We start from the raw sequence: 26287 nt of genomic DNA, 5'->3' as shown, positions 1-26287 counted from the left end.
CGAGCGCTGTGCCGAGCGCCGCGAAGGCGGCGGGCAAGGCGCCGGCCTGGTCATTGGAACTGGCATCGACGCCGGCCGTCTCGTCATGCAGTACCTTGGCCGCGTTCTCGGTCAAGCCCGCCGTCGGGCCATCGTCGTCAGTGAACAGCTTGTCGCCGACCGATTGGGTCACCGTCACGCCTTGCGACAGGTCGACCCGGCCGACGTCGAATTTGCCGACCACCGCCGTCGCCTGGAAGCGGTTGAAGGTTTCCACTGCCTGTGTGCTGCTGTTGTCGGTGAACCACTGCACCGTATAGGCATCGTTGAGGTGCTGGGCGGTTATGGTTCCGTCCCCGTTGAAGGTGACGAAGCCGTTCGACGACGTCGTGTCGGTGACCTGCTGGCCGGTGCCGTCCCTGATGACGACGCGAACGATAGCCACCGCCGCATCGTCGGCAAGCGCGCTTTGGCCGGCGTCGTTGCCAAGGTTGCTGCCACTGCCGAGATTGTTGTCGATATAGCTTCGGCCCTGCTCGGGAGAGGTTGTCGCGCCGCCGGCGCTGAACGCGCCGATCTTGACGGTGAAGTTGGTGCCCGGGCTGCCCTCGGTCTGCGAGATGAAGAGCTTGGCGTCGGTGACATCGATGAAGTCGGTGTAGCTCATATTGTCGATGTCGCCATAAGTGCCCGGTGCCTGGCCTTTGACGAAACTGAACACGGCCGTCTCACCCGGATCGAACATCTGGTTGTTGACGCCGATCGTGGCGCCAATGCCGCCCTGGCTGGTCTTGATGTTGTCACCTGAATTGTCGAGCGATCCGTCTGCGTGGATGACCGGATGTATGCCGCTCACCAACAATCCTGCGCCCGATGTGCCGACTGCCACGAACAGATGGTTGCCAGAGTCGAGATTGTCGAAATTGAATGAGGTCGATCCCGAAGCAGAGACATTGAGCAGGTTGGTCCAGTCGATCCGGTCATCTGGATTCGCGGTATTGGGATGAGCAATGGCCTCGAAGGTCACCATCTCGATGCTGGCGCTGAGATTGTCCCCGGCCGCTTTCAGGTAGAAAGCAGCGACGACATCGCCTAACCCTTCGATGGCGCTTGTCGTGGCGAGCACGATCGTGCCGTTGGCATAGGAATGCAGATAGATGGCGTCGCCATCGACCGTTTGCAGCGGGCTGCCATTGAAGATGACCTGGTCGCCGTCAAGCGGCGCGCCGCTACCATCGGAAAAGAACAGCTTGCTGATCGTCGCCCCGTCAGGATTGACCGTGACGAGGCCGGCCGCGCTGACCGCGGCCTCGACATCGTCGGCATAGGCGCGCTGGCCCGCAGACAGTTGCAGCTCGCCGGCAAGGCCGTTCAGGAAAGTCTGGAAAGCGGAGGAAAGCCCGCTGAGATCGCTGCCGATTACGGTGTCGTTGCCGTCTACCGGCGTCTGCTGCCCCGAAGTCTGATCAAGGATCAATGTGCCGTTGATGGTGATGGTGGTGGCCATGGTCGTCGTCCCCTTTGGAGAGGTTTGATGGCGAGGTTTTATTAGAACGATCCGCACGTCCGGCCGGAATGCCCCTACCCGAGTGCATCCGGTCGCGCGCTGTGCGGCCCTCCTACGCGATTGTGCCGCCGACGCAGAGGACGCGTCCATTTGCGCTTCGATAGTATTAGGGTGGATGTCCGTAGCTGATCGAACGATATATATCCTTCGATAGATCAAGCCGGCGCGGGCGGAGGCGCTGTTGTCGCGGCCATTGGCATCAGGCGGCTTGCCGGCCCGTTGCGGGCATCATGTCGATGCCAAGCTAAAGAGGGAGAGATGGTCAGAGCAGGCCGCTTCGGCCTATTCCTGGACGCTCGTCGTCTTCGCCATGCGCTACCCAGGCCAATTCCGCCCGGCCGTCGAGGTGCAGCTTCTCGTAGACGTGATGCAGGTGCATCTTCACCGTACCTTCGGATAGATGCAGCCGCTGCGCGATGGTCTTGTTGCGCAATCCGCGCGAGACGAGATCGGCGATCTCGGTCTCCCGCCCGGTCAGCCTGGATTTCGGCTGGGGCTGCGATCGAGGCATCAGCAGTTGCTGGACGATCTTGTTGTCGATCCACTTCTTGCCCGCCGCCACCGCATTCACGCATTCGGCGAGATAGCGGTGGCTGATGCCGTCGAGCAGCAGACCGTCGCCGTCGAGTGCCTGTATTTCCTTGATATCGAGCCTGCCGTTCGGCTGCACGATGAAGATGACGCCGAGACTGTCGTTGCAGGCTCTCAGCCGGGAGGAAAGACCGATTGCCTGCGGATCGGCAATGTCCAGCCCGACGATGACGATATCGGGCCGATGGCGCGCCACATAAGGGAGAACGTCCGCAGGGCGGCGGCACTGGGCGACAACGTCGTGTCCAGCCTTGCGCAGCACCCATTCCAGACCGGCGAGATAAACCCCCCGCGGGTCCGCAACAACCAGAGTTGACATGCGAACCGTCCGTAAAAAACGCAACGAACTTGTCTAAAATCCGTAAAATCAGGAAACCAGAGCTTAAGCAGTTTGTCAAGCAACAGCTAATATGCATTTTGCTATAATAGCAAGCCAATGCTGTTGAGGCGCCCGGCATGGGCACCTCGCAGGGCAGCAGTCGGAATCGTCGTCGCGGCGAGAGCCTTGAGCCGGTTCGATGCATCAGGATCTTTTGAGGATCTCCGGGTGCTCGAACTGCAGGGCCGCGGGCCGCGATCTCAGGCAACGGCCCAGCGCCTGGGGTTGCTAGGGGGACTGGCAGCGGAAGGCCGCTGGGCCTGACCGACAGGGCCTTGAGGACGGGCGGCGCCGGCTGGCGGGATATATGCACTCCAATTGGCAACAGCGAAACATGCGAATGAAGGAAGTCAAAGCCGGCTGAAGGCCGTGCGACATGTCACCGGCGAGGAAGTCGAGCCTGTCCGATGGAATTCCACACGGCCGGTATAGCCTCATACGGCTGGGTAGCCCAACAGGCTTAATTGCAAGCTTGCTAATATTCGGACAAACTCATTGGAGCGGGGAGGAACCCGAAAACTCACCGCAATGGCCGGTGCGGCGTCTGTCGCGCCCCAAAGCCCACCCGCACCGGCCATTCCCCAACGGTTAACCTACAGCCGACCGAAATGAGCCAGCCCGAGACGTCTTCGCTGGCCCTCTGCATGTGCCAGCTCCGGACGCGACTTGAAATCATCCACCGGATGCAGTTGGGGGAATCCAGGTAACTGATTCTTATTTGATGAAATTTGGTGGCGGGAGGGCGCTACCGCCTTTCCCGAAGGTCGCCGCGACGGTCCAGACATGACAACGGAGGGACTCGAATTGTCTTGCATCTCATGATGCAGCAAGGCTCATGTACGTACGTGCCGCGTCGCCTGCTGGGCCAGCCTGGGCGTCGCCATCTCCCGTCATAAGGCGGTTGAGATTCGGCAGCTAACTCCCCAGTATGATGCGTGCCAGTCCCAATGGATTCTCCACCGCCGAAAAGTGTCCGGTATCCTTGAGCGTGAGCATGCGCGCGTCAGGGAGCAGTGCCCTGGTCCGCTCCCTTTCGTTGGGGCGCGACCAGTCGCTGTCGCCATAGATGAGCGTTACGGGCGTTGAGACGTGCCGATACTGGTCCCGCGCCTCGCTCCAGGATCGCCAACCTGCCAGCACTTTGCGCGCGATGCGCTTATATCCAGGGCGTTGCGCCACCCGGCCGAACTCGGCCAGAAGCTCGGAAGGCAGTTTGCGCGGATCGTGATATCCGCCACCCATGATCTTGCCGAGTACCATCTGGTTTTCCATCCACGCATTGAACGGACCAAGAATTGGGATCTGCAAACTTCCGATGATGAGGTTCGCGAACCAGTTGCCACGTCGCAGGCCATCGCCATAACGGGTTTCGTTGTCGTAAGGATTGCTGGCGAAGACGCGCTCGACCCGCCGCGGAATGGCGGCAGCGACCGTGAGAGCCAACGCACCCCCGATCGATTCGCCAACAAGCGTGACGCCGGTGAGGTTGAGCTTCTCGATGAAGCCGATGACGCTCTGCCTGAAATACGGCTCATCGAAGGACGCGAGCGGGTCGATCGGCGAATGGCCGTGTCCAGGCAGATCGATGGCATAAACCGTAAACGACTTGGCGAGGAGAGGGGCCAAACCGCGAAAATATTCAAGCTGTGTGCGGATCGTATGCACAAGGATCAATGGCGGGCCATTGCCGCTCTTTTCATAACGCAGGCTGAGCGCGTCCGATATTTGCAAGAGGCTTGGCTGGGATTTGGTGGCCGTTAGCATTTCATATCTCTTCTTTGTTTGTGACGGCAAATGAGGCAAGCGCATCTCAATCAACCGGCGCGCCAATCCCACCGTCGGAACAGCGCGCTGGCGTTGACGCCTCCGAAGCCAAAGCCGTTGCAGATCGCGTACTCCATCTCCATTGGCCGGGCCCGGTTTGCGACGAAGTCGATCCCTTCACCCGCTGGATCAGGGGTGTTCAAATTGAGGGTAGGCGGTGCCACCTGATCCCTGAGCGCCAGGATCGCGAAGATCGCGCCAAGCCCGCCGGCGGCTCCAAGCAGGTGTCCGGTGGCCGCCTTCGTGCCGCTGACCGCTATGCCGTAATCTTCCCCGAAGACGCTTTTGACCGCGGCGATTTCCCCCAGGTCGCCGACTGGCGTGGACGTCGCGTGCGCATTGAGGTGGCTGATCTCGCGCGCCGAAATGCCGGCTTGGGCAATCGCGATCTCCATGGCTCGACGCGCGCCATCGCCGTCCTCGGGACCGGAAGTGACATGATGGGCGTCCGCCGTCGTGCCATAGCCGACCAGTTCGGCGAGCGGTTTGGCGCCGCGCGCAAGCGCGTGGCTCAATTCCTCGATGACCAGGATGCCGGCGCCTTCGCCCATGACGAAGCCGTCGCGCGCCAGGTCGAACGGGCGAGAGGCCTCCTCTGGACGATGATTGAAGGACGTCGAAAGAGAGCGTGCCGCGGCAAACCCACCGAGACTGACCTTATTTATGCAGGCTTCTGTTCCGCCGCACACCGCGATGTCAGCTTCATTGGCGCGGATAAGACGAGCCGCGTCGCCGATCGCTTGAATGCCGGCCGCGCATGCCGTCACCGGCGCGCCGAGCGGGCCTTTGAAGCCGTGACGGATCGAAAGCTGTCCTGCCGCCAGGTTGACCAGGAAGGATGGCACCGTGAACGGTGAAAGACGTCGAACACCGCGCTGATCGACCGTTCGCACCGCTTCGGTTATGGCGGGAAACCCTCCGATGCCCGATGCGATGATCGTCGCGGTGCGGACCCTGTCATTTTCCGAAACCGGCTTCCAGTTCGCCTGGGCAATCGCCTCTTCCGCTGCCGCCAGTGCGAAGAGAATGAAGCGATCCACCTTGCGTTGGTCCTTCGGCGCCAGGACGGTATTGGGATCGAAGCCGGCTTCGGGATCCTCTTCCAGGGAAGGAACCGTGCCGCCGATCTTCGCCGGCAGGTCTCCCACGACATCGTCCGGCAGCCTGCGGATGCCCGAGCGACCGGCCAGCAGACGAGACCAGGAGGCTTCCACATGTGCGGCAAGGGGCGTGACCGCTCCCATGCCCGTAACAACGATCCGTCGCATCTATTCTCCCATCACTTGGGTGCGTCGCCAGCGCTGCGTGCGGCTTTCAAGCCGCGACTGCTTCGCGAACTTGATCGGACGCTGCACCCAGAAAAGCCCTCGCGAGGTCGGGATCATTGACGGCGCGCGAGAGGACGACCGCACCGACCATTGTCGAGAGAACGGCCATGGCCTTAACGCCGGCCTCCTCGCCGCGGGTCTTGCCAACCCATGAGCCCAGCATCTCGAGGTATTCTCGGATGCCGGCCTCAAATGATGCTTTCACCTCGGCGCCTTGCCTGGCAGCATCCGAGCCAAGCGCAACCACCGGGCAGCCGTCCATCTTTTCCTCGCGATGCCCGGTGCTGAGATAGAAGTCGATCACGGCGCCAAGCGGATCCTCAGGGCTCGCCGCGGCCGCTGTCGACCATCGGTTCGCAGAACTCTCCAATGCCCTTCTGGACGCCTGCGCGACCAAGTCGTCCTTGGACGCGAACTGCTTGTAGAACCCGCCTTGTGTCAGCCCGGCGCCTTCCATCAAATCCTTGACGCCGATGCCATCGAATCCGCGCTCCCGAAAAAGCCGGCTCGCCACATCGATCACGGTTTGCCGGTTCTGCTCAGCTTGGCTGCGAGTCACACGCATCATCCGTCTCCTTTTTGATTGCGTTCGTAATCTATATCAGTTATAGAGTACGAATGCAATCTATTTTCACAGAAGGCGATGGGCATGAAAAAGCGACTTGTTATTGGACTGGCGAGCATCCTGGTCGTGGGGCTAGGGATGGCCGCATTCATTACGCTTCGCACGCAGACGGCCGCTGCCGCGGCTGACCCGAGGCAGGAACCTCCGATGGTCAGACTGGTGACGGCAGCGGGGGTGACCGGATCTGACCGCGGCTTCACGGGCACAATTGCGGCGAGGGTGCAGAGCAATCTTGGGTTTCGCGTCTCCGGCAAGATCATCGAGCGACTTGTGAACGTTGGCGAACAGGTCAAGGCAGGCCAACCGCTGCTGCGGATCGATGATGCCGATCTCGTCCTTGCGCTCACCGCGAAGCGCAACGCTGTCGCTGCGGCGCGCGCTGCCCTGGTTCAGACGAGCGCCGACGAAAAGCGCTATGCCGTCCTGGTCCAGAAGGAATTGGCGGCAACTCCGCAGCGTTACGAGCAGGCGAAGGCAGCACTTGATACCGCGACCGCACAGCTCGCGGCCGCGGAAGCGGACGCGAAGGTCGCGCAGAACGAGGCGGCCTATTCCATTCTGGACGCGAACGCAGATGGAACGGTCATCGAAACGCTTGGTGAGCCTGGACAGGTTGTCACTGCGGGACAGACCGTGGTTCGGATCGCCGACGCCGGTCCCCGCGAAGCGGTTGTAGCGCTTCCCGAAACGATCCGGCCGGAGATCGGCTCGGTAGCCGAGGCGGCGATGTATGGGGCCGATGGGCAGCACTATACGGCGCATCTGCGACAGTTGTCGGACGCTGCCGATCCCCAGACCCGCACCTATGAGGCCCGCTATGTGCTCGACGGTGAGGCCGCGGCAGCACCGCTTGGCGCGACGGTAACCATTCGGCTTGCAAGCCAGGCGAGTGAACCGGAAGTCCAGGTGCCGCTGGGAGCCGTGCTGGATGATGGCCAGAAGACCGGCGTTTGGGTTCTGGACGGCGCAACCTCGACCGTGCATTTTCGGCCCGTCAAGCTTGTTCGTTTGACCGGCGAAACCGTCGTGATCTCCGGGCTGAGTTCCGGTGATTCGATTGTTGCGCTCGGCGCACATCTCCTGCAGGAGGGCACCCGCGTCAGGACCGCCTCTGGAAGCGGGAGCAACTGATGAACCTCAATCTTTCCGCGATCGCCGTTCGCGAGCGAGCCGTAACGCTCTTCTTCATCATTCTGCTGGTCGCGGCCGGCGCCTACGCCTTCCTCATGCTTGGACGTGCCGAAGACCCCAACTTCACCATCAAGACCCTGACGGTCACGACGGTATGGCCGGGCGCAACGGCTCGCGAGATGCAGGACCTCGTCGCCGAACCGCTGGAGAAGCGGCTTCAGGAATTGACCTGGTACGACCGTGTCGAGACGACGACACGGCCAGGCTATGCCTATTTGACGGTTACGCTGAAGGACAGCACCCCGCCATCCAGCGTGCAGGAGGAGTTCTACCAGGCCCGCAAGAAGCTCGGGGATGAAGCCCGCAACCTGCCCCCCGGCGTGCTCGGTCCCTTCGTCAACGACGAGTATTCGGATGTGAGCTTCGCGCTTTACGCATTGAAGGCCCAAGGCATGCCGATGCGGGAACTTGCCAGGCAGGCCGAGACCATTCGCCAGGACCTTCTGCATGTGCCCGGCGTCAAGAAGATCAACATCCTCGGCGAACGTCCCGAGCAGATATTCGCCGAGTTTTCCTATGCCAAGCTGGCAACCCTCGGCGTGTCGGCACAAGACATCATCGCCGCCTTGCAGCGGCAGAACACCGTCACGCCGGCGGGCTCGATCGACACAGAGGGGCCGCAGGTCTTTATCCGGGTCGCCGGCGCCTATAACAGTGTCCAGGCGATCGCCGACACGCCGATCGTCGCCGCGGGACGGACGCTGAAGCTCTCCGACGTCGCCGAGGTCCGGCGCGGCTACGAGGATCCTCCCACCTACATCATCAGGCACCAGGGTGAGCCGACCATCATGCTCGCTGCAGTGATGCAGGAGGGCTGGAATGGTCTTGAACTCGGCAAGGCGCTGGAGGAGAAGTCCGCTTCCATCGCACAGACGCTGCCGCTCGGAATGACGCTGGCCAAAGTCAGCGACCAGGCTGTGAATATTGGCTCGTCGGTCAACGAGTTCATGCTCAAATTCGCGATGGCGCTCGGCGTGGTGCTCCTGGTGAGCCTGCTCAGCCTTGGCTGGCGCGTCGGCATCGTCGTGGCGGCCGCGGTCCCACTGACGCTCGCCGTCGTGTTTCTCATCATGCTGGAAACCGGCCGGTTCTTCGACCGCATCACGCTCGGTGCCCTCATCCTGGCGCTTGGCCTCCTCGTCGACGACGCCATCATCGCCATCGAGGTGATGGTGGTGAAAATGGAGGAGGGCATGGACCGCATCAAGGCAGCAGCCTATGCGTGGAGCCACACCGCGGCGCCGATGCTCTCAGGCACGCTCGTGACGATTGCCGGGTTCCTGCCGGTGGGCTTCGCGCGCTCGACGGCGGGCGAATACGCCGGCAACATCTTCTGGGTCGTGGGGTTCGCCCTCATCGTCTCCTGGATCGTCGCTGTGATCTTCACCCCTTATATGGGCATCAAGATGCTGCCCGCGATCAAACCAGTCGAAGGCGGCGCTCACGCCATATACGACACACCGAACTATCGGCGCCTTCGCCGGCTCATCACCTTTGCGGTGCGCCACAAGTTTTTGACCTGCGCTGCTGTCAGCATCGTCTTCGCGCTTTCGGTTGTTGGCATGGGCGGTCTCAAGCAGCAGTTCTTCCCGACATCCGATCGCCCTGAAGTGTTGGTCGAGGTTCGCCTGCCGGAAGGCACCAGCATCGAGACGACGACCGCCACGGTCGAGAAGCTGGAACACTGGCTTGGCAGCCAGCCCGAGGCCAAGATCGTGACGAGCTATATCGGTCAGGGCGCTCCCCGCTTCTTCTTCGCCATGGCGCCCGAATTGCCTGATCCCGCCTTCGCAAAGATCGTCGTGCTGACACCGGACGCGGAGGCGCGCGAGGCTTTGAAGCACCGGCTCCGCGTGGCGGTTGCGACAGGGCTTGCCCCCGAAGCGAACGTCCGTGTCACGCAACTCGTGTTCGGACCCTACACGCCGTTCCCGGTCGAGTTCCGGGTCATGGGGCCAGACCAGCGGCAATTGTACACCATCTCCGAAAAAGCCCTCGACATCATGCGCGGCGTGCCGGATGTGCGGCAGGCCAATCGCGACTGGGGCAATCGCACGCCGGTACTGCGCTTCATCCCGGATCAGGATCGACTGAACCTCATCGGCCTGTCACCGGCGGAGGTGGCCCAGCAACTCCAGTTCCTCCTCACCGGCATCCCCGTCACGCAGGTCCGCGAGGACATTCGCAATGTTCCCATCGTGGCACGCAGCGCCGGCGGTGAGCGGCTGGATCCGACGCGTCTGGCCGACTTCTCGCTGATGAGCCGGGATGGCCGCCAGATTCCGCTCGACCAGATCGGTCACTCGGACGTCCGCCTGGAAGAGCCGATCCTGAAGCGACGCGATCGCACACCCGTCATCACGATCCGCTCGGACATCAACGAGGCGACGCAGCCTCCAGAGGTTTCCAAGCAGATCATGACGGCCCTTCAGCCGGTGATCAGATCCCTTCCGGCCGGCTACCGCATCGAAATGGGTGGATCGATCGAGGAGGCGGCCAAAGCCAACACAGCGCTGGGTAAAGTCTTCCCGGCCATGATCGCCGCCATGTTGATCGTCATCATACTGCAGGTGCGATCCTTCTCGACGATGGCGATGGTCATGCTGACGGCGCCGCTCGGCCTCGTCGGCGTCGTGCCCATGTTGCTCACCTTCAACCAGCCCTTTGGATTCAACGCCATTCTGGGCCTGATAGGGCTGGCCGGCATCCTGATGCGCAACACGCTGATCCTGACGGAACAGATCAAGGAGAACCGTGCCGCCGGCCTTGACGACTATCAAGCCGTTATCGAGGCCACGGTGCAACGCACGAGGCCGGTGATCCTGACCGCACTTGCCGCCGTGCTGGCCTTCATTCCTCTCACGCACTCCGTCTTCTGGGGATCGATGGCCTATACGCTGATCGGCGGCACGGCGGCCGGCACGGTACTGATCCTGCTGTTTCTTCCAGCGCTCTATGTCGCGTGGTTCCGGATCAAGCCGACCGCGGATGAGGTCCAGGAGGTTTCGACGCAGGAGCCGGAAGTGCCAGTAGCAATGGCGGCTGAATAGGGGCCGGCAATCGCAGGAAACTGTTCAAGTTCCCGCCGTTGGCTTTGCCCGACCAAGGCAAGGCCAACGGCTCGAACTTACCACTTACTGCTGATCGTCCAGGCTTGTCCCGCAGGCTCGTGCTTCATCAATTCTGGAGACATCCGTGAATCGTCCGCTCCGAACGCGAACTGATCCCGACGAGATGCGCGCACGCATCCTGGAGATGGCGGAGGAGCAGTTTCGCCGCATCGGCTACCATAAGACGTCGGTGACCGACATTGCCGCGGAGCTCGGCATGAGCTCGGCAAACGTCTACCGTTTCTTCCCCCTCCAAGGGTGCGATCATCGAAGCCATTTGTGGGCAGGTCGTCAACGAGGTCGCCCAGATCGCCTTTGCGATCGCACGCACGAGCGCGCCAGCCTCCGAGAAACTCAACCGGCTTCTGACCGCCATTCACCACCACGGCAAGACTATCCTTTTCAAGGAAAAGCGCATGCACGACATGATTGTCGCCGCGATGCAGGAGAACCGGGCGATCATCAAGGCGCATACCGAGCGACTGATTTCAATCTTCGAGGTGATCATCCGCGAGGGCATCGAAGCGGGCGAATTCAAGGTCGAGGATCCCGCCGAGGCGGCGCGTGCCGTCCATACCGCATTCACGGCGTTCTTCCATCCAATTCTGATCGAGCACTGTCTTCAACATGGCGAAGACATCGGGATGGGCCTGCGCGAGCAGGTTCGCTTCATCCTGAAAGCCCTCGGCAAGTCGTACTAAGCGGCCTGCCGAAACAAACGTCATGCAATATGCAGCAACCAGGCCGACGCGGCCTCGCGTCATAGATCCGACACTCGCTTTGGGAACTGAAACACGCGCGAAGCTGACTACCAATGTCGCAAACTGGCGGCATCCACGACGTTGGTCGGCACCACAATGTCAGCAGATACGTATGGCCCCGGGCCTTGAAATCATTGAGGATTTTCAAGCGCGGCGCTATTATATATCCGCGATTTCGTTGTGATTTCAATAGTTTAGAGGAATTTTGGTAGCGGGAGAGGGACTTGAACCCCCGACCCCAGGATTATGATTCCCGTGCTCTAACCAACTGAGCTACCCCGCCAGGGCGGCGAAAGGCCCGAAATCCGCCTCAAATCGAAAGGCATTTCGAGGCGTTCGCCAAGGTCGCGCGGATATAAGGTTGGGAGGGCGAGCCTGTCAAGCTTCGAAGCATTCCATATCGCCGCATATTCTCATTGCCGAAAAAGCTTTGCCGCATGGACATTTGGTTGCAACCGCCGGGGTTGAGTTCGAAGGGGCACGTCGCTATGTCTCGGCCACGAGTTTTTAGAGTTTGAAACAGATGAAGCCGCGCATTGCAGTCCTCGGTTGCGGATACTGGGGTAGCAACCATATCCGCACCCTCAAGGCGCTTGGCGCGCTGCACGCGGTTTCCGACGCCAACCGGGCGCGTGCCGAAGGCTTTGCCAGCGAACAGGATTGTCTGGCGATCGAGCCGGACCAGTTGTTCGGCCGGGACGACATCGACGCCATCGTCATGGCCTTGCCACCTCAATACCATGCCGAACTCTCCGTGCGCGCCGTCGAGAGCGGCAAGGACGTGCTGGTGGAGAAGCCGATCGCACTGACGGTGCCGGATGCCGAGCGCTCGGTGCAGGCGGCCAAGGACAAGGCCCGTGTCTTCATGGTCGGCCATGTCCTGCGTTTTCATCCCGCCTTCGAGACGCTGAAGGGGCTGATCGACAATGGCGAACTTGGCGAGGTCCGCTACATCCACTCGCACCGGCTTGGCCTTGGCAAGTTCCATACCGAGAACGATGCGCTGTGGGACCTGGCGCCGCACGATCTGTCGATGATCCTGGCCATCACCGGTACCGAGCCGATCGAGGTGCGCGGCGAGGGTGCGGCCCTCCTCGACAATCTCAGCGACTTCGCGCATCTGCACATGCGCTTTCCCAACGGCCTGCGCAGCCATCTTTTCACGTCGCGGCTCAATCCCTATCGCGAAAGGCGGCTGACCGTGGTCGGGACCAAGGCGATGGCGGTGTTCGACGATGTCGAGCCGTGGGAGCGCAAGCTTGCCGTCTACCGCCATGCGGTCTGGCAGGACAGCGGCCAATGGGCCTTCACCACCAACGAGCCGTCCTATGTCGCGGTCGCGCAAGGCATGCCGCTGACGCGCGAGCTTGAGCATTTCATCCACTGCATCGAGACGCGGGCCGAGCCGCGCACCAGCGGCGAGGAAGCAATCAGGGTGCTGCGCATCCTGACGGCGGGCACGGTCACCCACACCAAGTCGAAAGACTGAAAAAGCGCGACCGTCTATTCGGCGGGAATTTGCGCCGGCCTTGCCGCAAGCTTCGTCAGCATGGCCTCGGCCTCGGCGCCGCGCTCGGAGCGCTCGATGAAGCCGCCGCCGAAGACGCGCGCTTCGTTGCCGTCGTCGGAATAGAGCACGCAGGCCTGGCCGGGCGCGATACCGGACTCGCCGTCGGCCAGTTCGACCGACGTCACGCCCGCGATGTGGCGCAGCACTGCCGGACGCGGCGGCCTGGTCGAGCGCACCTTGGCGAACAGTTCAAGGCCGCCTTCGGGAATATCACTGAGCGGCCCGTCGCCAAGCCAGTTCATGTTGCGCAGATAGATCTTGTGCGTCTCCAGCGCCTCGCGCGGGCCGACGACGACGCGGGCCCGTTCGGCATCGAGATGGACTACATAGAGCGGCTCGCCCGACGCGATGCCGATGCCGCGGCGCTGGCCGATCGTGTAGCGCAATATGCCCTCGTGGCGGCCGAGCACGCGGCCGTCGATATGGACGATGTCGCCCGGATTGGCGGCGGCTGGCTTCAGCTTGGCGATGATGTCGGAATATTTGCCTTGCGGCACGAAGCAGATGTCCTGGCTGTCCTGCTTGGCGGCCACCGTCAGCCCCATCTCCTCGGCAATGGCGCGAACCTGCGGCTTCGACAGGCCGCCCAGGGGAAAGCGCAAATAGTCGATCTGCGCCTGCGTGGTGGCGAACAGGAAATAGCTCTGGTCGCGATCGGCATCGACCGGCCGGTAGAGCGCGCGGTGGGCGCCATTGGCGCCGGAGCGAATGTAGTGGCCGGTGGCGAGCGCATCGGCGCCCAGTTCCTTGGCGGTGGCCAGCAGATCGGCGAACTTCACAGTCTGGTTGCAGGAGACGCAAGGGATCGGGGTCTCGCCGGCGACATAGCTCTCGGCGAAGGGGTCGATGACCGCCTTGCGGAAGCGCTCCTCATAGTCGAGTACATAGTGGGGGATGCCCAGCGTCTCGGAAACACGCCGGGCATCGTCAATGTCCTGTCCCGCGCAGCATGAACCGGCCCGGTGCGTGGCCGCGCCGTGATCGTAAAGCTGCAGGGTGACGCCGACGACATCATAACCTTCGCGTTTCAACAGGCCGGCGACCACGGACGAATCCACGCCGCCCGACATGGCGACGACAATGCGGGTGTTTTCGGGACGTCCGGGAAGGTCGAGACTGTTCATGATGCTTTCATTCTGCGCGGCGTCTGAATGCCAATGTCGAGAATATAGGTCAAGCTTTCCGCCGGCGCCAGCTTGCAAGGCGATCGGCCGATTGCGCGTGATCCGCGATCGGCCGGATTTTTTCCAACCAATTCAAGGCTTCCAGCCGGATATTTCAAATGCCTGCGAAAACACTAACGCGGCGTTCACGATCCTTACCTAGTCATTAGGGTCTGCTTAGGCAATTTTTAAAGCTGTGGCGGTAACGTGGCGGGGATTGGGTCTTTGAGTTTTTTGTAGAGAGTACGATGACCGATCTGGTTAGACCTAGAGTTAAGTATGTTATCGGGCCTGACGGCAGCCCTCTCACGATTGCCGATCTGCCGCCGACCAACACGCGTCGCTGGGTTATCCGGCGCAAGGCGGAAGTGGTCGCGGCGGTGCGCGGCGGGCTTTTGAGCCTCGAAGAGGCATGCCAGCGCTACAAGCTCACCACCGAGGAATTCCTGTCCTGGCAGGCGTCGATCGACGAATATGGCCTTGCCGGGCTGCGCACCACGCGCATCCAGCAATACCGGCACTAGGGCCGGGCTGAAGATACAAAAGGGCGCGGCATGCCGCGCCCTTTTGCTTTTGGGTCGTGTCTTTGCCGGTCAGATCGTCAGCGCCACCTTGCCGATTGGCTTGGTGGCGAGAAAGGCGTGAGCAGCCCCGGCCTCTTCGAGCGGGAAGCTCTTCGCCACATGAACGGTGAGCTTGTCCGCGTCGATCAACCGGCCAAGCTCCACCAGGCCTTCGCGGTCAGGCACGACGGACATGCGCTCGACGCAGATGTCACGCGCGCTGGCCAGCGCCCTGGTGGTGTCGTTCAGATCCAGCAAGGACACCAGCACGCCGCCGTTCCTGATGACCTTCAGCGAGCGTTCCGCATGGTCGCCGCCGATTGGGTCCAGCACCAGATCGATGTTGCTGATCCGGCCGGCAAAATCGCCTTGAGTGTAGTCGATGACCTCGTCGGCGCCGAGCTTGCGGACGAAATCGAGCTTGTTGGAGCTGGCGGTGGCGATGACGTAGGCGCCGCGCGCCTTGGCGATCTGCACTGCCAGATGGCCGACACCGCCGGCCGCCGCATGCACCAGCACGCGCTGGCCCGACTTCAAGGCGCCATGGCGGACAAGGCCCTGCCAGGCGGTCAGGCCGGCCAGCGGCAACGCGCCTGCCTGGATATGGTCCGCCGCCTTCGGCTTCAGCGCGACCTCGTCGGCGGGCACTGCTGCTCGCTCGGCGTAAGCCGCCGCCTGCTTGGGGAAGCGTGGCATGCCGAACACCTCGTCTGCGACCTTGAGGCCGGTGACGCCGGCGCCGAGCGCCTCGACGGTTCCCGAAATATCCCACCCGACGATGAAGGGCGGCTCTCCGAGAAGCTTGTAGTGACCAGAGCGGACGGCGCCGTCGACCGGATTGATGCCGGCTGCCTTGACCCGGACCAGCACTTCGCCGGGCTTGGGAGAGGGATCGATTTGGTTGGCGATGACAAGAACTTCGGGTCCGCCGAAGGAATTCTGGATAACGGCACGCATGGTATCTCTCCTGCTTGGTTGGTGCCGCTATCATTTGGATAGTAATATTCCCTTGTCCAGTATGTACCTTTTTGATATATACTCACCTCATGGATAGTGATAACGACTCTCCCTTCGGCTATGATGCGTTCCGGCGGACGTGTCCTTCCCACACCGTGCTCGAGATGCTGGCCAGCAAATGGGTCTATCTGGTGGTTTGCGCGCTGCGCAAAGGCCGGCTGCGCAATGGCGAGCTGGCCCGCAAACTCGAAGGGATCACGCCCAAGATGCTGGCGCAGACATTGCGCGTGCTCGAGCGCGACGGTCTTGTGCGGCGTGAGATCTTTCCGGTCATTCCGCCGCGCGTCGAATATGAATTGACCGAGCTTGGCCAGAATCTGGGAGGGCTGCTTACCCAGATCAGGGCATGGGCGGAGCAGCACGCGCCTGACATCAAGGATGCCCGGGCCAGGGCGATTGCCGTAAGTGAAGGGGATTGGGCCGCCTAGAGCGGGGATCTCGCGGCAAGGGGGTGGTTCGGGCCGATGGCCCGATGAACTCCCCGCCCGCGCCGGTGCCGATCTCGCCGGTTCAGCCGATCATGGCGCTGCGGCCGCCGGTTTCGGCTTCGCGGACCTTGGTGTCGCGCGATTCCAGCATTTCAGCCTTGGAAAGCTCCGCTTCAGCTTCGCCGAGTAATGATTCGGCAGTGCTTCGCTGTTGGGCGAGGTCGCTTTGCGAATTTCTGAGGTTGTCGCGGCGCAAGCGGGCCGCCTTGGCGAAGGTCGGATAGGCGAAATGATTGATGTCGGTGATGCCGGCTTTCTTTTCCTCGGCGGTGATCTGAAGCTCCAGTTCGACGGCCATGCGTTCGAACTCGGCGATCATCATGTCGAGCTGCAGCAGCTGGCGCCGCTTCTCATTCACCTGAAACTGTTTCAGCCGAACGAGGTTTTCACGTGACTTCATGATTCGGTACTCCCGGAAACGCACACCCGCACATATCGTCCAAACCACCTGGAAAGGCCCAGGCTTTGCCCGTGTCCACCGGCATCTCCCGAACTATGGGAAACAAAACCCTAAAGTTTTTTGCCGGCGGTAACCATTCGTTTACGGGCATTGTTAATCATACGGGTCAGGACTTAAGGCCGGGTAAAAATTCCGGCCGCCGAAGCGAAGGCGCGTCGATGAGTCCCTGGAGTCGCTTAGTCCAGGTTGTTAATGTGTTGCATTAGGAATTTGGGTATGAGATTCGTTATTAGATTCAAGAGGGTGTAGAAAGGGGTTAAAAAATCTGATACCGTCATGGACGGGAAATTAGGTTTTGTTAACCATTCAATGGCAGCCTCTGCACAAGGCAACCACTGCTCCGGGGCAGGACGGGTCGTGAAATGGTCCGGCAGCAGAAAAGGGGAATGAAATGCGTGTTCTGCTGATAGAAGATGACAGTGCAACCGCACAAAGCATCGAACTGATGCTGAAATCGGAAAGTTTCAATGTCTATACGACGGACCTCGGTGAAGAGGGTGTCGATCTGGGCAAGCTCTACGACTACGATATCATCCTTCTCGATCTCAACCTGCCCGACATGTCCGGCTACGAGGTCTTGAGAACGCTTCGCCTCTCCAAGGTAAAGACGCCGATCCTGATCCTTTCCGGCATGGCCGGCATCGAGGACAAGGTGCGCGGCCTCGGTTTCGGCGCTGACGACTACATGACCAAGCCGTTCCACAAGGACGAGCTGGTTGCGCGCATCCATGCCATCGTGCGGCGCTCCAAGGGCCACGCTCAGTCGGTCATCACCACCGGTGACCTGGTGGTCAACCTCGACGCCAAGACCGTCGAGGTCGGCGGCCAGCGCGTGCACCTTACCGGCAAGGAATACCAGATGCTGGAGCTGCTCTCGCTGCGCAAGGGCACCACGCTGACCAAGGAAATGTTCCTCAACCACCTCTATGGCGGCATGGACGAGCCGGAATTGAAGATCATCGACGTCTTCATCTGCAAGCTGCGCAAGAAGCTCGACGCCGCATCCGGTGGCCAGAACTACATCGAGACCGTCTGGGGTCGCGGCTACGTGCTGCGCGAACCCGAAGACATCCGCGTCAGCGCCTGAGCGGCGCGCGCCGCCCGAATCATTGCCATCATCGACAAAAAACCCGGCTTCGGCCGGGTTTTTGCGTCATGGATCAGCGATGAGAGGCCTCTGCCGCCTCAAGCTGCGATTTTCAGGTTTCGAAAGCGCTCGAGCAATTGCGGGCGATTGAACGGCTTCAGGAGATAGCCCTGGGCGCCGGCGCGCTTGGCCCGCATGATCGAGGCGATGTCGAGCTCCACCAGCGAGATCAGGATCTGCGGTCTTATCGGGCTTTCCATGGCGCGCACGCGGCGGATGAGGTCAACCGCCTGCACGTCCGGCAAGGCACCGTCGACGACGATGATGTCGGGCATGTCGGCGGCGCACATCTCCAGTGCATCAAGCCCGCTGGCTGCTTCGATGACCACCATGTCGGAACCGCCCAGGATGCGTTTTGCAACCTTCCTGATGACGCTTGAATCGTCGACGAACATGCAGCGTTTCATTTCCGGGTCCTCTTTGCCTTGGGGCAATTCGGTCGTGTGGGGCATCTGACAAGCACCCTAGGCCGATCTGGTAAAGAACCCGAAAAGTCTTTAGGTAAAATTTTTGGAAAGATGACGCCGGGCAGGCTTTTCTTCGCGAATGCTTCGCTGCCGCCGCGGATTGAGCCGTCACGGCAATATTACGCCGTTGAAATACTTTGTTCTCCCGGCAAGCCGGCCGGACGCTCAGGCTGCCGAAAGCACGATTTCTTCCGCCGTCGCATGGATCGATATCGTCATGCCGGCCTCGCGGGCCAGCAGCAGCGTGTAGTAGGGTTGCACCGAATGCGCGTCGATCGGCTCTTCCGGCTTGTGGCCGGAATGCAGTTCGAGGAATTTCGGCGGCACGCGCAGCATCGGGCCGCTTGCCGAAAGCGAAATGCGCGGCTCGGTCTCGAGATTCTCGAGGGTGACGACCAGCTTGCCGCCACGCGGAATGGCGGCGTTGGCGACCAGGATCAGGTTGAGCAGCAGCTTGACCTTGTTCTTGGGCAGAAGCGCGCGCGCCCCATTCCAGGTCAGTTCCGGCTTTTCGTTCTTGAGGAAGGCGATCGCCACCGCTTCGGCGTCGCCGGTGTCGATCAGCATGCCGGCGGAGCCTGCCGCGCCGAAGGCAATGCGGGCGAACTGCAACCGGGCCGAGGCGTTCTTGGCGCTCTGGCGGATGAGCCGCATGGCGTCCTCGTCGGCGCCGCCCTCGTCAAGCAGTTCAAGCCCGTTGTTGATCGCGCCGACCGGCGAGATGATGTCGTGGCAGACACGGCTGCACAGAAGCGCCGCGAGGTCGGGCGCGGAAAGGGTGAACAGATCGGCCATCGGTGAAAATCCCTGCAAAATTCCACAATTCCTGGCCGAGCGAGCGATCGTCGCGCCTGCCTATACGAATCACGCCTCAACCCGAGGCTTTCTGAATACACAGCAGCTGTACGTACAGCAACAAATCCAAAATTGTCGTCCGGCAAATGGCGCCTTTGCGCAGGCTTTCAGAGCCGCGCGACCCCAAAAGCCAGCCTTCGAACCGCCATCTTCCTGTGGGAGTTAATGGTTGAAAAAGGATTACGGCATAGTTTGCCCCTAACAGTCATCCTTAACGGCCGCCTAAAGAGCCGGACCGGATGCGAGGCGTCGGCGAAAGTGCTCCATGACGGAGATTGGAAGCATGTTTTCCCGATTCTACGACCGGAGTTTCCTCCGCGTCACCTCAGGCCGGAAGTTTCTCCGTGTCTGCTCAATGGCGATCACGCTCATGGGCGTCCTCGTCTTCTCGACTTCAGCCCTGCGGGCCCAGGAGTACACCGCTCAGGAGATTATCGATTCCGGTCACAAGTTCTTCGGCGCGACATCGGGTGGGCTCGCCACCGTCGTCGAGAAGATCTTCGCCTCCTACGGCCTGCCCAATGGCTATCTGCTCGGTGAGGAGGGGTCGGGCGCGCTGATCGGCGGCCTGACCTACGGCGAAGGCACGCTCTACACCAAGAATGCCGGCGACCACAAAGTGTTCTGGCAAGGCCCGTCGCTGGGCTGGGATTTCGGCGGCGAGGGGTCCCGGGTGATGATGCTGGTCTACAATCTCGACGATGTCAGCAACCTCTACAACCGGTATGGCGGCGTCGCGGGGTCGGCCTATGTGGTGGCAGGCGTCGGCTTCAATGTGCTGAAGAACAACAATGTGCTCCTGGTGCCGATCCGCACCGGCGTCGGCGCCCGGCTCGGCGTCAATCTCGGCTATCTGAAACTGACCGAGCGGGCGACCTGGAATCCGTTCTAAAGTCCGACCGGTCATGACCGCAATGCCAAGTTTTCGATGGGAATTGTAGGCCTGTGACCCTCCGCGTGCTGCGGCAAGCTCTTGCCGCAGCGCCGGATTTCCGCCATGCCAGTGTGATGCGGTCCAGTTCCGGCGGTTGCCGCCGATAGCGGGTAGTCCTTTGGTTCAGTCGGTCCTGTTCTTTGCCCTCGGCTTTCTCTGCGCCGGCTTTCTGGCGCTGATGGTGGCTCCGGCCGTCTGGCGCCGTGCCGTCGCGTTGACCCGCAGGCGCATCGAGGCCTCCATCCCGCTGACACAGACCGAAATCCAGGCAGACAAGGACCGCATCCGGGCGGAATACGCCATGGCGACGCGCCGCCTCGAAATGAACGTCAAGGCGCTGCGCGAGAAAGCGGCCGAACAGCTCGTCGAGATCAATCGTGGCCACGAGGCGTTGAAGGGGTTGGCGATCGAACGCACGGACAAGAACAACGCGCTCGCCGAACTCGGCGCCAAGAACGAGGCGCTGCGGCAGCGCGAAGAGGAACTGCACCGGCTTTCGGAGCGGCTCAAGGAAACCGAACGCAAGCTGGAGAAGCGGGCGCTCGAGCTGGAAAAGCTGGAGCAGATGTATGACGATGCCAGTTTTTCCTCCTCCAGCCGGCAGATCGAGCTCGTGGCGCGGGAGTCCGAATTGCAGAAGCTAGCCAGCGATATCGCGCTGCTGCGCGGCCAGCGCAAGGAAGCGGACCGGCGCCAGCAGGAGATCGCGGCCGAAAGCAAGGCCGCACGCGATGCGCTCAAGGCGGAGAAGAAAAGGGTGGCCGAACTCGACAAGAAGGTCGAACGGCTGCTGGCGACGCTAGCCGATCGCGAGGACAAGCTCGACCGCCGCGAAAGGGAGCTGGCGCGCCTGCGCGAAAAGGCGAAGGCCGAGGACGGCGGACCGGCCTTGCGGCTGGTCGGCAAGCCGGATGAAGCGGGCAGGCCTGACGAGGCCAAACAGCGCGATGATCTGGACCAGGCGATCGCCAAGCTCGACAGCGACCGCGAGCGGCTGGAGGCCAGGCTGACGGCTCTGGCGCGCGAGAACAAGCGGCTCAAGGCGGATCTCGGCGCCGCGGCATCGTCGGGCACGGCGAATGCCGGTGCCGCGCTGCGCGAGCAGATGAACGAGCTGGCTGCTGAAGTCGTCCACCTGACGGCCAAGCTCGAGGGGCCTGATTCCCCGATCGCCAAGGCCCTGGCGGCGCCACAGGACAGCCGATCCAACGGCGGCGATCGTAGCCTCGCCGACCGCGTGCGGGCCTTGCAGAAGGCGGACGCGAACTGAAACGGCGGTGCGCCGCCGTCGCCCATGCTGCTCAACGATGCGAGAAGTGATGCAGCGCGATGGCTGACGCGGCGGCGACGTTCAGGCTGTCGAAGCCTTTCGACATGGTGATCCGCACGGTTTGCAGGCGCGCAAGCAGGCTTTCTGGCAGGCCTTCGCCCTCGGTGCCGAGATAAAGCGCCAGGCGTTCGGCCGGCCTTGCATCGCGTAGGTCGGTTCGTCCACGCGGCGATAGGGCGAATTGTGCAAAATCCCGTTCGGCGAGGATCGCCGTAAAGCCTGATGTGTCGGTGAAGGATGCAAACGGGATCTTGAGCGCGGCGCCGACGGAAACGCGGATCGCCTTGCGGTACAGCGGATCGCAGCATGTCGCATCCATCAGCACCGCATCGGCGCCGAAGGCGGCGGCGTTGCGGAAGATCGAGCCCATATTGTCGTGGTTGGCGATGCCGACGAGCACCACCACCAAGGCCTGGTCGGGCAACGCATCCAGCAACGGCCCGGCCGCTTGCGGCGCCTCCTTGCGGCCGATGGCCAGGATGCCGCGATGCATGTGGAAGCCGGCGATCGCATCCATCACCGCGCTGGTGACGACGTAGACCGGCAGGTCCGCCGGCGCCTTGTGCAGGACGTCCTCCAGGCCGCCGAGCCGGTTTTCCAGGACAAGAATGGATTCGGCGCCGAAGCGGCCGGACGACAGAAGCAGATCGAGGACCACTTTGCCTTCGGCGACGAAACGGCCTTGTCGGCCTGCAAGATCGCGTTCGCGGATATCGAGATAGGCGGCGACGCGTGAATCCCGTGGGTTGTCGATGCGAATTGGGTCCATGTCCTGCGCTCAAACATCGAGAGCGTGGTTCGTGCGTTGGAGAGACGCACAAGCCACGCTCCGAAAATCGTCAGCGAGGTAAGCGGCCGCAGCAGCGTCCGGTCAAGTCCCGGCGCGGCGCAATCTCTGTGCCATCTGGGACAGGTCCTCCTTGCCGGTACCGAAAATACCATCCAGCACGACAAGCAGCTCGCGCACCGCGTCGGATTTGCAGGAGTAGTAGATCATCTGACGGTCGCGGCGGGTTTCCACGAGGTCAAGCGCCCGCAGCTTGGCCAGATGCTGCGAGAGCGCGGATTGGCTGAGCATCACCTTGTCGGCGATGGCGCCGACCGACATTTCACCGTCGATCAGATAGCTCATAATCAAGAGCCGCTTTTCGTTGCCCATGAGCATCAAAAATTCGGCAGCAGATTCGGCGTTGGCGATTAGCTTTGTCGAGACCATGAATGCCCCATGCTGTTTGCTCATCAAGGCGCCATGGGGGCAATGGTGCCTGAATCCATAAATTCACTTGCGAAAGGCCACTGACGAGTCAGTGCCACCTGTGAAGGGTAGAACATTTCCTTCAAATCTCAAGTGTTGCTTTTGATCAAATGCAATTAAGTTTCATCATCTGCCCGTCCGGCCGCCTGGCGGCCCCTGGCCATTTCGACCAGAACGGGTCGCAATTCCATCGTCGCTACCAGAGGTTGTGGGAAGAATACCCGGCAAACATCGTCTCCCGACACCAGATCCATGCCATCGGCGTCCAAACCGGCGATGCCCCAGCCGTCGGCAGATGCCCCGGCGTAATGATGCGCGTAAATGGCGACCGCGTCCAGATGGTCCGCGTTCATGTGCTCGATGGCGGATTGTTCGCTTACCGCAAGTTCTTCGACGATGGGGCCGACGGTGACGAGATCGGAGCGATCGAGCAGATAGGCCTTGCCGAAACCGCCATTGAGGCTGGCGCGCTGCGGCTCGAGGCGAAAGATCGAGAAGTCACCGAGCCCGGCATAGAGGCGGGCCTTGGGATTGCGGTTGAGATAGCGGCGCTCGGCGCGGGCGTGTGCGTCAGAGCCACGCTCAAGCCGCGACGCCTGGCAGATCAGCGTCAGGCGCGGATGCGCCAGCGGGTCGCCCTTGCCGGGCTCGCCGAGCAGCAGGGAACAGCGTGGATCGGCAAGCATGGCGGGCGTGTGGGCCGAGAGCATCGAGACCAGGATCAGCGGTGCGCCGTCGATATCGGTGGCGACGCCGACCCGGCTCGCCAGCGGCGACCCGGTCTGCGGCTCCAGCACCGCCAGGGCGCCGAAGCGGGCGCTGCGCAGAAGCGTCTTCGCCAAGCGGATCGCCTCGGCGTCGGTCTGGCGGATCACGTCCTTCTTTCGATCGGCCAAGTGTCTCGTCCTGCTAAGTTTATTTTCCTATTCCACTTATCAGACGATGATGCCGGTCCTGGCAAGCGTTCTATGCAAGTCGGCCAAAACCGCATCGCACTTCTGGACTTATACTACTTCGGCGCCATGCGGATGGCGCCGTCGAGGCGGATGGTTTCGCCGTTCAGCATCTGGTTTTCGATGATGTGCAGGGCAAGTGCGGCATATTCGGACGGTTCGCCGAGGCGGGACGGGAAGGGCACGGCGGCGCCGAGCGAATCCTGCACCTCCTGCGGCATGCCGGCCATCATCGGTGTCTTGAATATGCCGGGTGCGATGGTGCAGACGCGGATGCCGGAACGGGCAAGGTCGCGCGCCACCGGCAGGGTCATGCCGACCACGCCGCCCTTCGAAGCGGAATAGGCGGCCTGGCCGATCTGGCCGTCATAGGCGGCGACCGAAGCGGTGTTGACGATGACGCCACGTTCGCCGCCCTGCAGCGGCTCGAGCCTGGCGGCGCGGTCGGCGACCAGGCGGATCATGTTGAAGGTGCCGATCAGATTGACCTCGATCACCTTGCGGTATTGATCGAGCGGATGCGGCCCGTCCTTGCCGATCGTCTTCACGCCAATGGCGATGCCGGCGCAATTGACCAGGAGGCGCGGCTCGCCCAGCTTGCTCGCCGTCTCGGCGACGGCGGCGGCGCCGCTGTCGGCGTTGCTGACGTCGCATTGGACGGCAATGCCGCCGATTTCGGCGGCGACCTTGGCGGCGCGATCGATGCCGACATCGAAGATGGCGACGCGGGCACCCTTGGCGGCAAGCGCGCGCGCCGTCGCCTCGCCAAGGCCGGAGCCGCCGCCGGTGACGATCGCGATCTGGCCGTTCGGGTTCATGGCGTCATCCTTTCCCGGAGAAATTCATTATTTCACAAAAGCGCCGAACCGTTTCACATCTTCCTGGAATTGCTCCCAGAAAACAGGGATGGATCAGGCCTGGATCGACGGCCAAGGTCAAGCCATCGCCTAGACGTGCTCGGCGACCCTGGCCTGGCTGGCATGACCGACCTCGCCGGTGAGCCTGGCGACCGCGCCCGGCGTGATCTCGTGCGACAAAAGGCGGTCGAGATCGACAGGGCGCGGCATCGAAATCTGGCCGCGCGGGATACGCTTGAAGCCGAGCGGCCCGTAATAGGGCTCGTCGCCGACCAGTATGACGGCGGGTGCGCCGGCCTTTGCAGCCGCTTCGAGCGCGATCGCCACCAGCCGGCGACCGATGCCGAGATTCTTGAAGGCCGGCCGCACCGCGAGCGGCCCGAGCATCAGCGCGCGGCCGGCACCGGCGGCGATGCGGGTCATGCGCACCGAGGCGACGACGAGATCGCCATCGACCGCCACAAAGGACAGTGCACGCTCGTGGCCGCCGGCTTCGCGGATCTTGTAGGCGGCCAGCACGAAGCGGCCGGGTCCGAAGGCCTCGTCATTGATGGCTTCGATTTCGGGGTCGTGCGCCGGAGTTTCCGGCAGGTATTTCACGTCGGCAAGGCTCATGGTCTTTGCGTTCCGGTAGAGGAGGAAAGGTTGCTGCAAACGGCAGCGTTCGCCAGTCAGCGCTTCATCAAGCGCGGGCGCCCTTTCGTCGTCGGTCAAACCGGATCAAAGCAAAGTCGAACATGCGGAGTGTCCGCTAGCATCAATTTTCGGCCGCCGCAATTGGCCTGATGTGTTCGCCGTCTCCGTCAAGTGACGGTCTGTTCAGCGCCTGACGTCTTCGGCGGGGCAAACTTGCGCCTAGATAATGCGGAAGGATGCAAGGAGATTCGCATGGGATTGCTGGTCGAGGGCAGGTGGCAGGATCGCTGGTACGATACGGCTGACAATGGCGGCAGGTTCGTGCGAACGCAGTCGCAATGGCGTGACTGGATCACCGTCGACGGGGCGCCGGCCGAAGGCCGGAGGCGCGGCTTCAAGGCCGAGCCGGGGCGCTACCATCTCTATGTCTCACTCGCTTGCCCGTGGGCGCATCGGACGCTGATTTTTCGCGCGCTGAAGAGGCTCGAAGGCATCATCTCCGTCTCGGTCGTGCATCATTTCATGGGCGCCAACGGCTGGACATTCCTGGCCGAGGACGGCGCCACGGGCGACACGCTCTACGGTCTCGATTTCCTGCACCAGATCTATGCCAAGGCCGATCCCGCCTATTCCGGCCGGGTGACCGTGCCGGTGCTGTGGGACAAGAAGGAGCAGACCATCGTCTCCAACGAGTCTTCCGAGATCATCCGGATGCTCAATTCGGCGTTCGACGCATGGGGCGATACAAGCCTCGACTTCTATCCCCAGGACCTGCGCAATGAGATCGACCGCGTCAACGCGCTGGTCTATCCCGCGGTCAACAACGGCGTCTACCGCGCCGGCTTCGCCACCACGCAGCGTGCCTATGAGGAGGCGTTCGGCGAATTGTTCGCGGCGCTGGATACGTTGGAGGAGCGGTTGTCAAAGCAGCGCTATCTCGTCGGCGACCGCATCACCGAGGCCGACTGGCGGCTGTTCACCACGCTGGTGCGCTTCGACCCGGTCTATGTCGGCCATTTCAAATGCAATCTGCGGCGCATCGCCGACTATCCGAACCTGTCGAACTATTTGCGCGATCTCTATCAGGTGCCTGGTGTCGCCGCGACTGTGAACCTGCATCACATCAAGGCGCACTACTACGGCAGCCACGAAACGATCAATCCGACACGAATCGTGCCGGTGGGGCCGGAGCTCGACTATGGCGCGCCGCATGACCGGGCAAGGTTCGCGATCTGAG

At 62.0% G+C, this 26287-nt stretch carries 25 protein-coding genes, 1 tRNA gene and 1 pseudogene; 11 read left to right on the top strand and 16 right to left on the bottom strand.

From position 1 onward, the window contains the following. The 5 genes from CK227_RS17530 to CK227_RS17510 all read right to left on the bottom strand — a co-directional run. A partial coding sequence (locus CK227_RS17530; RefSeq protein ID WP_143750508.1) for a hypothetical protein occupies window positions 1–1486 on the bottom strand: 1486 nt, incomplete at its 3' end. A gap of 322 nt (window positions 1487–1808) precedes the next feature. Beyond that, window positions 1809–2456: a response regulator transcription factor gene (locus CK227_RS17525; RefSeq protein WP_095773455.1), complete on the bottom strand. Its 648-nt coding sequence runs from the start codon at window positions 2454–2456 to the stop codon at window positions 1809–1811. Window positions 2457–3431: 975 nt separating this feature from the next. Further along, a complete protein-coding gene (locus CK227_RS17520; protein WP_095773456.1) occupies window positions 3432–4280 on the bottom strand; it encodes an alpha/beta hydrolase in 849 nt (282 codons plus the stop codon). A 50-nt stretch (window positions 4281–4330) separates the two neighbouring features. Next, window positions 4331–5608 (bottom strand): beta-ketoacyl-ACP synthase II, encoded by a 1278-nt coding sequence (gene fabF, locus CK227_RS17515; RefSeq protein ID WP_095773457.1) that lies wholly within the window; start codon window positions 5606–5608, stop codon window positions 4331–4333. 46 nt (window positions 5609–5654) lie between these two features. Beyond that, entirely contained in the window at window positions 5655–6233 is a 579-nt protein-coding gene (locus CK227_RS17510; RefSeq protein ID WP_095773701.1) for a TetR/AcrR family transcriptional regulator, read from the bottom strand. Window positions 6234–6317: 84 nt separating this feature from the next. On the opposite strand from CK227_RS17510, the gene CK227_RS17505 reads away from it, so the two are divergent. The 4 genes and pseudogenes from CK227_RS17505 (at window position 6318) to CK227_RS17495 (ending at window position 11295) form a co-directional block, all read left to right on the top strand. Then, window positions 6318–7424, top strand: coding sequence for an efflux RND transporter periplasmic adaptor subunit (locus CK227_RS17505; RefSeq protein WP_095773702.1), 1107 nt, complete (start codon window positions 6318–6320; stop codon window positions 7422–7424). Beyond that, entirely contained in the window at window positions 7424–10534 is a 3111-nt protein-coding gene (locus tag CK227_RS17500) for an efflux RND transporter permease subunit (protein ID WP_095773458.1), read from the top strand. The genes CK227_RS17505 and CK227_RS17500 overlap by 1 nt, the downstream gene beginning before the upstream one ends. A 184-nt stretch (window positions 10535–10718) precedes the next feature. Further along, window positions 10719–10790: pseudogene (locus CK227_RS37985) on the top strand (TetR/AcrR family transcriptional regulator); the annotation flags it as partial. Window positions 10791–10857: 67 nt separating this feature from the next. Beyond that, window positions 10858–11295, top strand: a complete 438-nt coding sequence (locus tag CK227_RS17495; protein WP_348629129.1) for a TetR/AcrR family transcriptional regulator — start codon at window positions 10858–10860, stop codon at window positions 11293–11295. A 266-nt stretch (window positions 11296–11561) separates the two neighbouring features. Here CK227_RS17495 and CK227_RS17490 read toward each other — a convergent pair. Next, window positions 11562–11638, bottom strand: a tRNA-Met gene (locus tag CK227_RS17490). Between the two features lie 240 nt (window positions 11639–11878). Here CK227_RS17490 and CK227_RS17485 point away from each other — a divergent pair. Further along, entirely contained in the window at window positions 11879–12844 is a 966-nt protein-coding gene (locus tag CK227_RS17485; protein WP_095773459.1) for a Gfo/Idh/MocA family oxidoreductase, read from the top strand. 14 nt (window positions 12845–12858) lie between these two features. Here the strand turns inward: CK227_RS17485 and mnmA are convergent, their stop codons facing one another. Next, on the bottom strand, window positions 12859–14049 hold the full coding sequence (mnmA, locus tag CK227_RS17480; protein ID WP_095773460.1) for a tRNA 2-thiouridine(34) synthase MnmA: 1191 nt from the start codon (window positions 14047–14049) through the stop codon (window positions 12859–12861). Between the two features lie 287 nt (window positions 14050–14336). Here mnmA and CK227_RS17475 point away from each other — a divergent pair, with 287 nt between their 5' ends. After that, complete coding sequence (locus CK227_RS17475) at window positions 14337–14612, top strand: DUF1153 domain-containing protein (RefSeq protein ID WP_006203587.1); 276 nt, start codon at window positions 14337–14339, stop codon at window positions 14610–14612. A gap of 69 nt (window positions 14613–14681) precedes the next feature. Here the strand turns inward: CK227_RS17475 and CK227_RS17470 are convergent, their stop codons facing one another. Beyond that, window positions 14682–15608 (bottom strand): NADP-dependent oxidoreductase, encoded by a 927-nt coding sequence (locus tag CK227_RS17470; protein ID WP_095773461.1) that lies wholly within the window; start codon window positions 15606–15608, stop codon window positions 14682–14684. A gap of 89 nt (window positions 15609–15697) precedes the next feature. Between CK227_RS17470 and CK227_RS17465 the strand changes: the two genes are divergently transcribed. Further along, window positions 15698–16096, top strand: a complete 399-nt coding sequence (locus tag CK227_RS17465; protein ID WP_095773462.1) for a helix-turn-helix domain-containing protein — start codon at window positions 15698–15700, stop codon at window positions 16094–16096. An 82-nt stretch (window positions 16097–16178) separates the two neighbouring features. On the opposite strand, the gene CK227_RS17460 is transcribed toward CK227_RS17465, so the two are convergent. Continuing rightward, window positions 16179–16556: a flagellar export protein FliJ gene (locus CK227_RS17460; protein ID WP_027047321.1), complete on the bottom strand. Its 378-nt coding sequence runs from the start codon at window positions 16554–16556 to the stop codon at window positions 16179–16181. A 451-nt stretch (window positions 16557–17007) separates the two neighbouring features. Between CK227_RS17460 and ctrA the strand changes: the two genes are divergently transcribed. Next, entirely contained in the window at window positions 17008–17703 is a 696-nt protein-coding gene (gene ctrA / locus CK227_RS17455) for a cell cycle two-component system response regulator CtrA (RefSeq protein ID WP_006203583.1), read from the top strand. Window positions 17704–17801: 98 nt separating this feature from the next. On the opposite strand, the gene CK227_RS17450 is transcribed toward ctrA, so the two are convergent. Further along, window positions 17802–18170 (bottom strand): response regulator, encoded by a 369-nt coding sequence (locus CK227_RS17450; RefSeq protein WP_019860755.1) that lies wholly within the window; start codon window positions 18168–18170, stop codon window positions 17802–17804. Window positions 18171–18395: 225 nt separating this feature from the next. Further along, window positions 18396–19025 carry a histidine phosphotransferase family protein gene (locus CK227_RS17445; protein WP_019860754.1) on the bottom strand — a complete coding sequence of 210 codons (630 nt, stop codon included), beginning with the start codon at window positions 19023–19025 and terminating at the stop codon, window positions 18396–18398. Window positions 19026–19440: 415 nt separating this feature from the next. On the opposite strand from CK227_RS17445, the gene CK227_RS17440 reads away from it, so the two are divergent. Together CK227_RS17440 and CK227_RS17435 are read left to right on the top strand one after the other, a co-directional pair. Next, window positions 19441–19977: a DUF1134 domain-containing protein gene (locus CK227_RS17440; protein WP_244277619.1), complete on the top strand. Its 537-nt coding sequence runs from the start codon at window positions 19441–19443 to the stop codon at window positions 19975–19977. Between the two features lie 160 nt (window positions 19978–20137). Then, window positions 20138–21289: a hypothetical protein gene (locus CK227_RS17435; protein WP_095773464.1), complete on the top strand. Its 1152-nt coding sequence runs from the start codon at window positions 20138–20140 to the stop codon at window positions 21287–21289. A gap of 31 nt (window positions 21290–21320) precedes the next feature. On the opposite strand, the gene CK227_RS17430 is transcribed toward CK227_RS17435, so the two are convergent. The 5 genes from CK227_RS17430 to CK227_RS17410 all read right to left on the bottom strand — a co-directional run bounded on the left by CK227_RS17430 (window position 21321) and on the right by CK227_RS17410 (window position 25029). After that, window positions 21321–22118: an RNA methyltransferase gene (locus CK227_RS17430; protein ID WP_095773465.1), complete on the bottom strand. Its 798-nt coding sequence runs from the start codon at window positions 22116–22118 to the stop codon at window positions 21321–21323. Window positions 22119–22220: 102 nt separating this feature from the next. Beyond that, window positions 22221–22565 carry a metalloregulator ArsR/SmtB family transcription factor gene (locus CK227_RS17425; protein ID WP_027047319.1) on the bottom strand — a complete coding sequence of 115 codons (345 nt, stop codon included), beginning with the start codon at window positions 22563–22565 and terminating at the stop codon, window positions 22221–22223. Window positions 22566–22720: 155 nt separating this feature from the next. Continuing rightward, window positions 22721–23500 carry a HugZ family protein gene (locus CK227_RS17420; RefSeq protein ID WP_095773466.1) on the bottom strand — a complete coding sequence of 260 codons (780 nt, stop codon included), beginning with the start codon at window positions 23498–23500 and terminating at the stop codon, window positions 22721–22723. A 113-nt stretch (window positions 23501–23613) separates the two neighbouring features. After that, on the bottom strand, window positions 23614–24375 hold the full coding sequence (locus tag CK227_RS17415; RefSeq protein WP_095773467.1) for a 3-hydroxyacyl-CoA dehydrogenase: 762 nt from the start codon (window positions 24373–24375) through the stop codon (window positions 23614–23616). 129 nt (window positions 24376–24504) lie between these two features. Then, window positions 24505–25029 carry an N-acetyltransferase gene (locus CK227_RS17410; RefSeq protein ID WP_027047317.1) on the bottom strand — a complete coding sequence of 175 codons (525 nt, stop codon included), beginning with the start codon at window positions 25027–25029 and terminating at the stop codon, window positions 24505–24507. 273 nt (window positions 25030–25302) lie between these two features. Here CK227_RS17410 and CK227_RS17405 point away from each other — a divergent pair, with 273 nt between their 5' ends. After that, window positions 25303–26286, top strand: coding sequence for a glutathione S-transferase family protein (locus tag CK227_RS17405; protein WP_095773468.1), 984 nt, complete (start codon window positions 25303–25305; stop codon window positions 26284–26286). The last annotated feature ends 1 nt before the right edge of the window (window position 26287 follow it).

It is taken from the genome of Mesorhizobium sp. WSM4308 (assembly GCF_002294905.1).
GTDB lineage: Bacteria > Pseudomonadota > Alphaproteobacteria > Rhizobiales > Rhizobiaceae > Mesorhizobium.
This window is presented reverse-complemented; position numbering and strand designations above follow the sequence as displayed.

What these genes read in the sequence shown, in the direction of transcription:
- CK227_RS17475 (WP_006203587.1), top strand. Translation starts at nt 14,337, where the DNA reads ATGACCGATCTGGTTAGACCTAGAGTTAAGTATGTTATCGGGCCTGAC.
- CK227_RS17525 (WP_095773455.1), bottom strand. Translation starts at nt 2,456, where the DNA reads ATGTCAACTCTGGTTGTTGCGGACCCGCGGGGGGTTTATCTCGCCGGT.
- CK227_RS17440 (WP_244277619.1), top strand. Translation starts at nt 19,441, where the DNA reads ATGGCGATCACGCTCATGGGCGTCCTCGTCTTCTCGACTTCAGCCCTG.
- fabF (WP_095773457.1), bottom strand. Translation starts at nt 5,608, where the DNA reads ATGCGACGGATCGTTGTTACGGGCATGGGAGCGGTCACGCCCCTTGCC.
- CK227_RS17500 (WP_095773458.1), top strand. Translation starts at nt 7,424, where the DNA reads ATGAACCTCAATCTTTCCGCGATCGCCGTTCGCGAGCGAGCCGTAACG.
- ctrA (WP_006203583.1), top strand. Translation starts at nt 17,008, where the DNA reads ATGCGTGTTCTGCTGATAGAAGATGACAGTGCAACCGCACAAAGCATC.
- CK227_RS17460 (WP_027047321.1), bottom strand. Translation starts at nt 16,556, where the DNA reads ATGAAGTCACGTGAAAACCTCGTTCGGCTGAAACAGTTTCAGGTGAAT.
- CK227_RS17510 (WP_095773701.1), bottom strand. Translation starts at nt 6,233, where the DNA reads ATGCGTGTGACTCGCAGCCAAGCTGAGCAGAACCGGCAAACCGTGATC.
- CK227_RS17415 (WP_095773467.1), bottom strand. Translation starts at nt 24,375, where the DNA reads ATGAACCCGAACGGCCAGATCGCGATCGTCACCGGCGGCGGCTCCGGC.
- CK227_RS17425 (WP_027047319.1), bottom strand. Translation starts at nt 22,565, where the DNA reads ATGGTCTCGACAAAGCTAATCGCCAACGCCGAATCTGCTGCCGAATTT.
- CK227_RS17520 (WP_095773456.1), bottom strand. Translation starts at nt 4,280, where the DNA reads ATGCTAACGGCCACCAAATCCCAGCCAAGCCTCTTGCAAATATCGGAC.
- mnmA (WP_095773460.1), bottom strand. Translation starts at nt 14,049, where the DNA reads ATGAACAGTCTCGACCTTCCCGGACGTCCCGAAAACACCCGCATTGTC.
- CK227_RS17470 (WP_095773461.1), bottom strand. Translation starts at nt 15,608, where the DNA reads ATGCGTGCCGTTATCCAGAATTCCTTCGGCGGACCCGAAGTTCTTGTC.
- CK227_RS17485 (WP_095773459.1), top strand. Translation starts at nt 11,879, where the DNA reads ATGAAGCCGCGCATTGCAGTCCTCGGTTGCGGATACTGGGGTAGCAAC.
- CK227_RS17405 (WP_095773468.1), top strand. Translation starts at nt 25,303, where the DNA reads ATGGGATTGCTGGTCGAGGGCAGGTGGCAGGATCGCTGGTACGATACG.
- CK227_RS17430 (WP_095773465.1), bottom strand. Translation starts at nt 22,118, where the DNA reads ATGGACCCAATTCGCATCGACAACCCACGGGATTCACGCGTCGCCGCC.
- CK227_RS17465 (WP_095773462.1), top strand. Translation starts at nt 15,698, where the DNA reads ATGGATAGTGATAACGACTCTCCCTTCGGCTATGATGCGTTCCGGCGG.
- CK227_RS17450 (WP_019860755.1), bottom strand. Translation starts at nt 18,170, where the DNA reads ATGAAACGCTGCATGTTCGTCGACGATTCAAGCGTCATCAGGAAGGTT.
- CK227_RS17445 (WP_019860754.1), bottom strand. Translation starts at nt 19,025, where the DNA reads ATGGCCGATCTGTTCACCCTTTCCGCGCCCGACCTCGCGGCGCTTCTG.
- CK227_RS17505 (WP_095773702.1), top strand. Translation starts at nt 6,318, where the DNA reads ATGAAAAAGCGACTTGTTATTGGACTGGCGAGCATCCTGGTCGTGGGG.
- CK227_RS17410 (WP_027047317.1), bottom strand. Translation starts at nt 25,029, where the DNA reads ATGAGCCTTGCCGACGTGAAATACCTGCCGGAAACTCCGGCGCACGAC.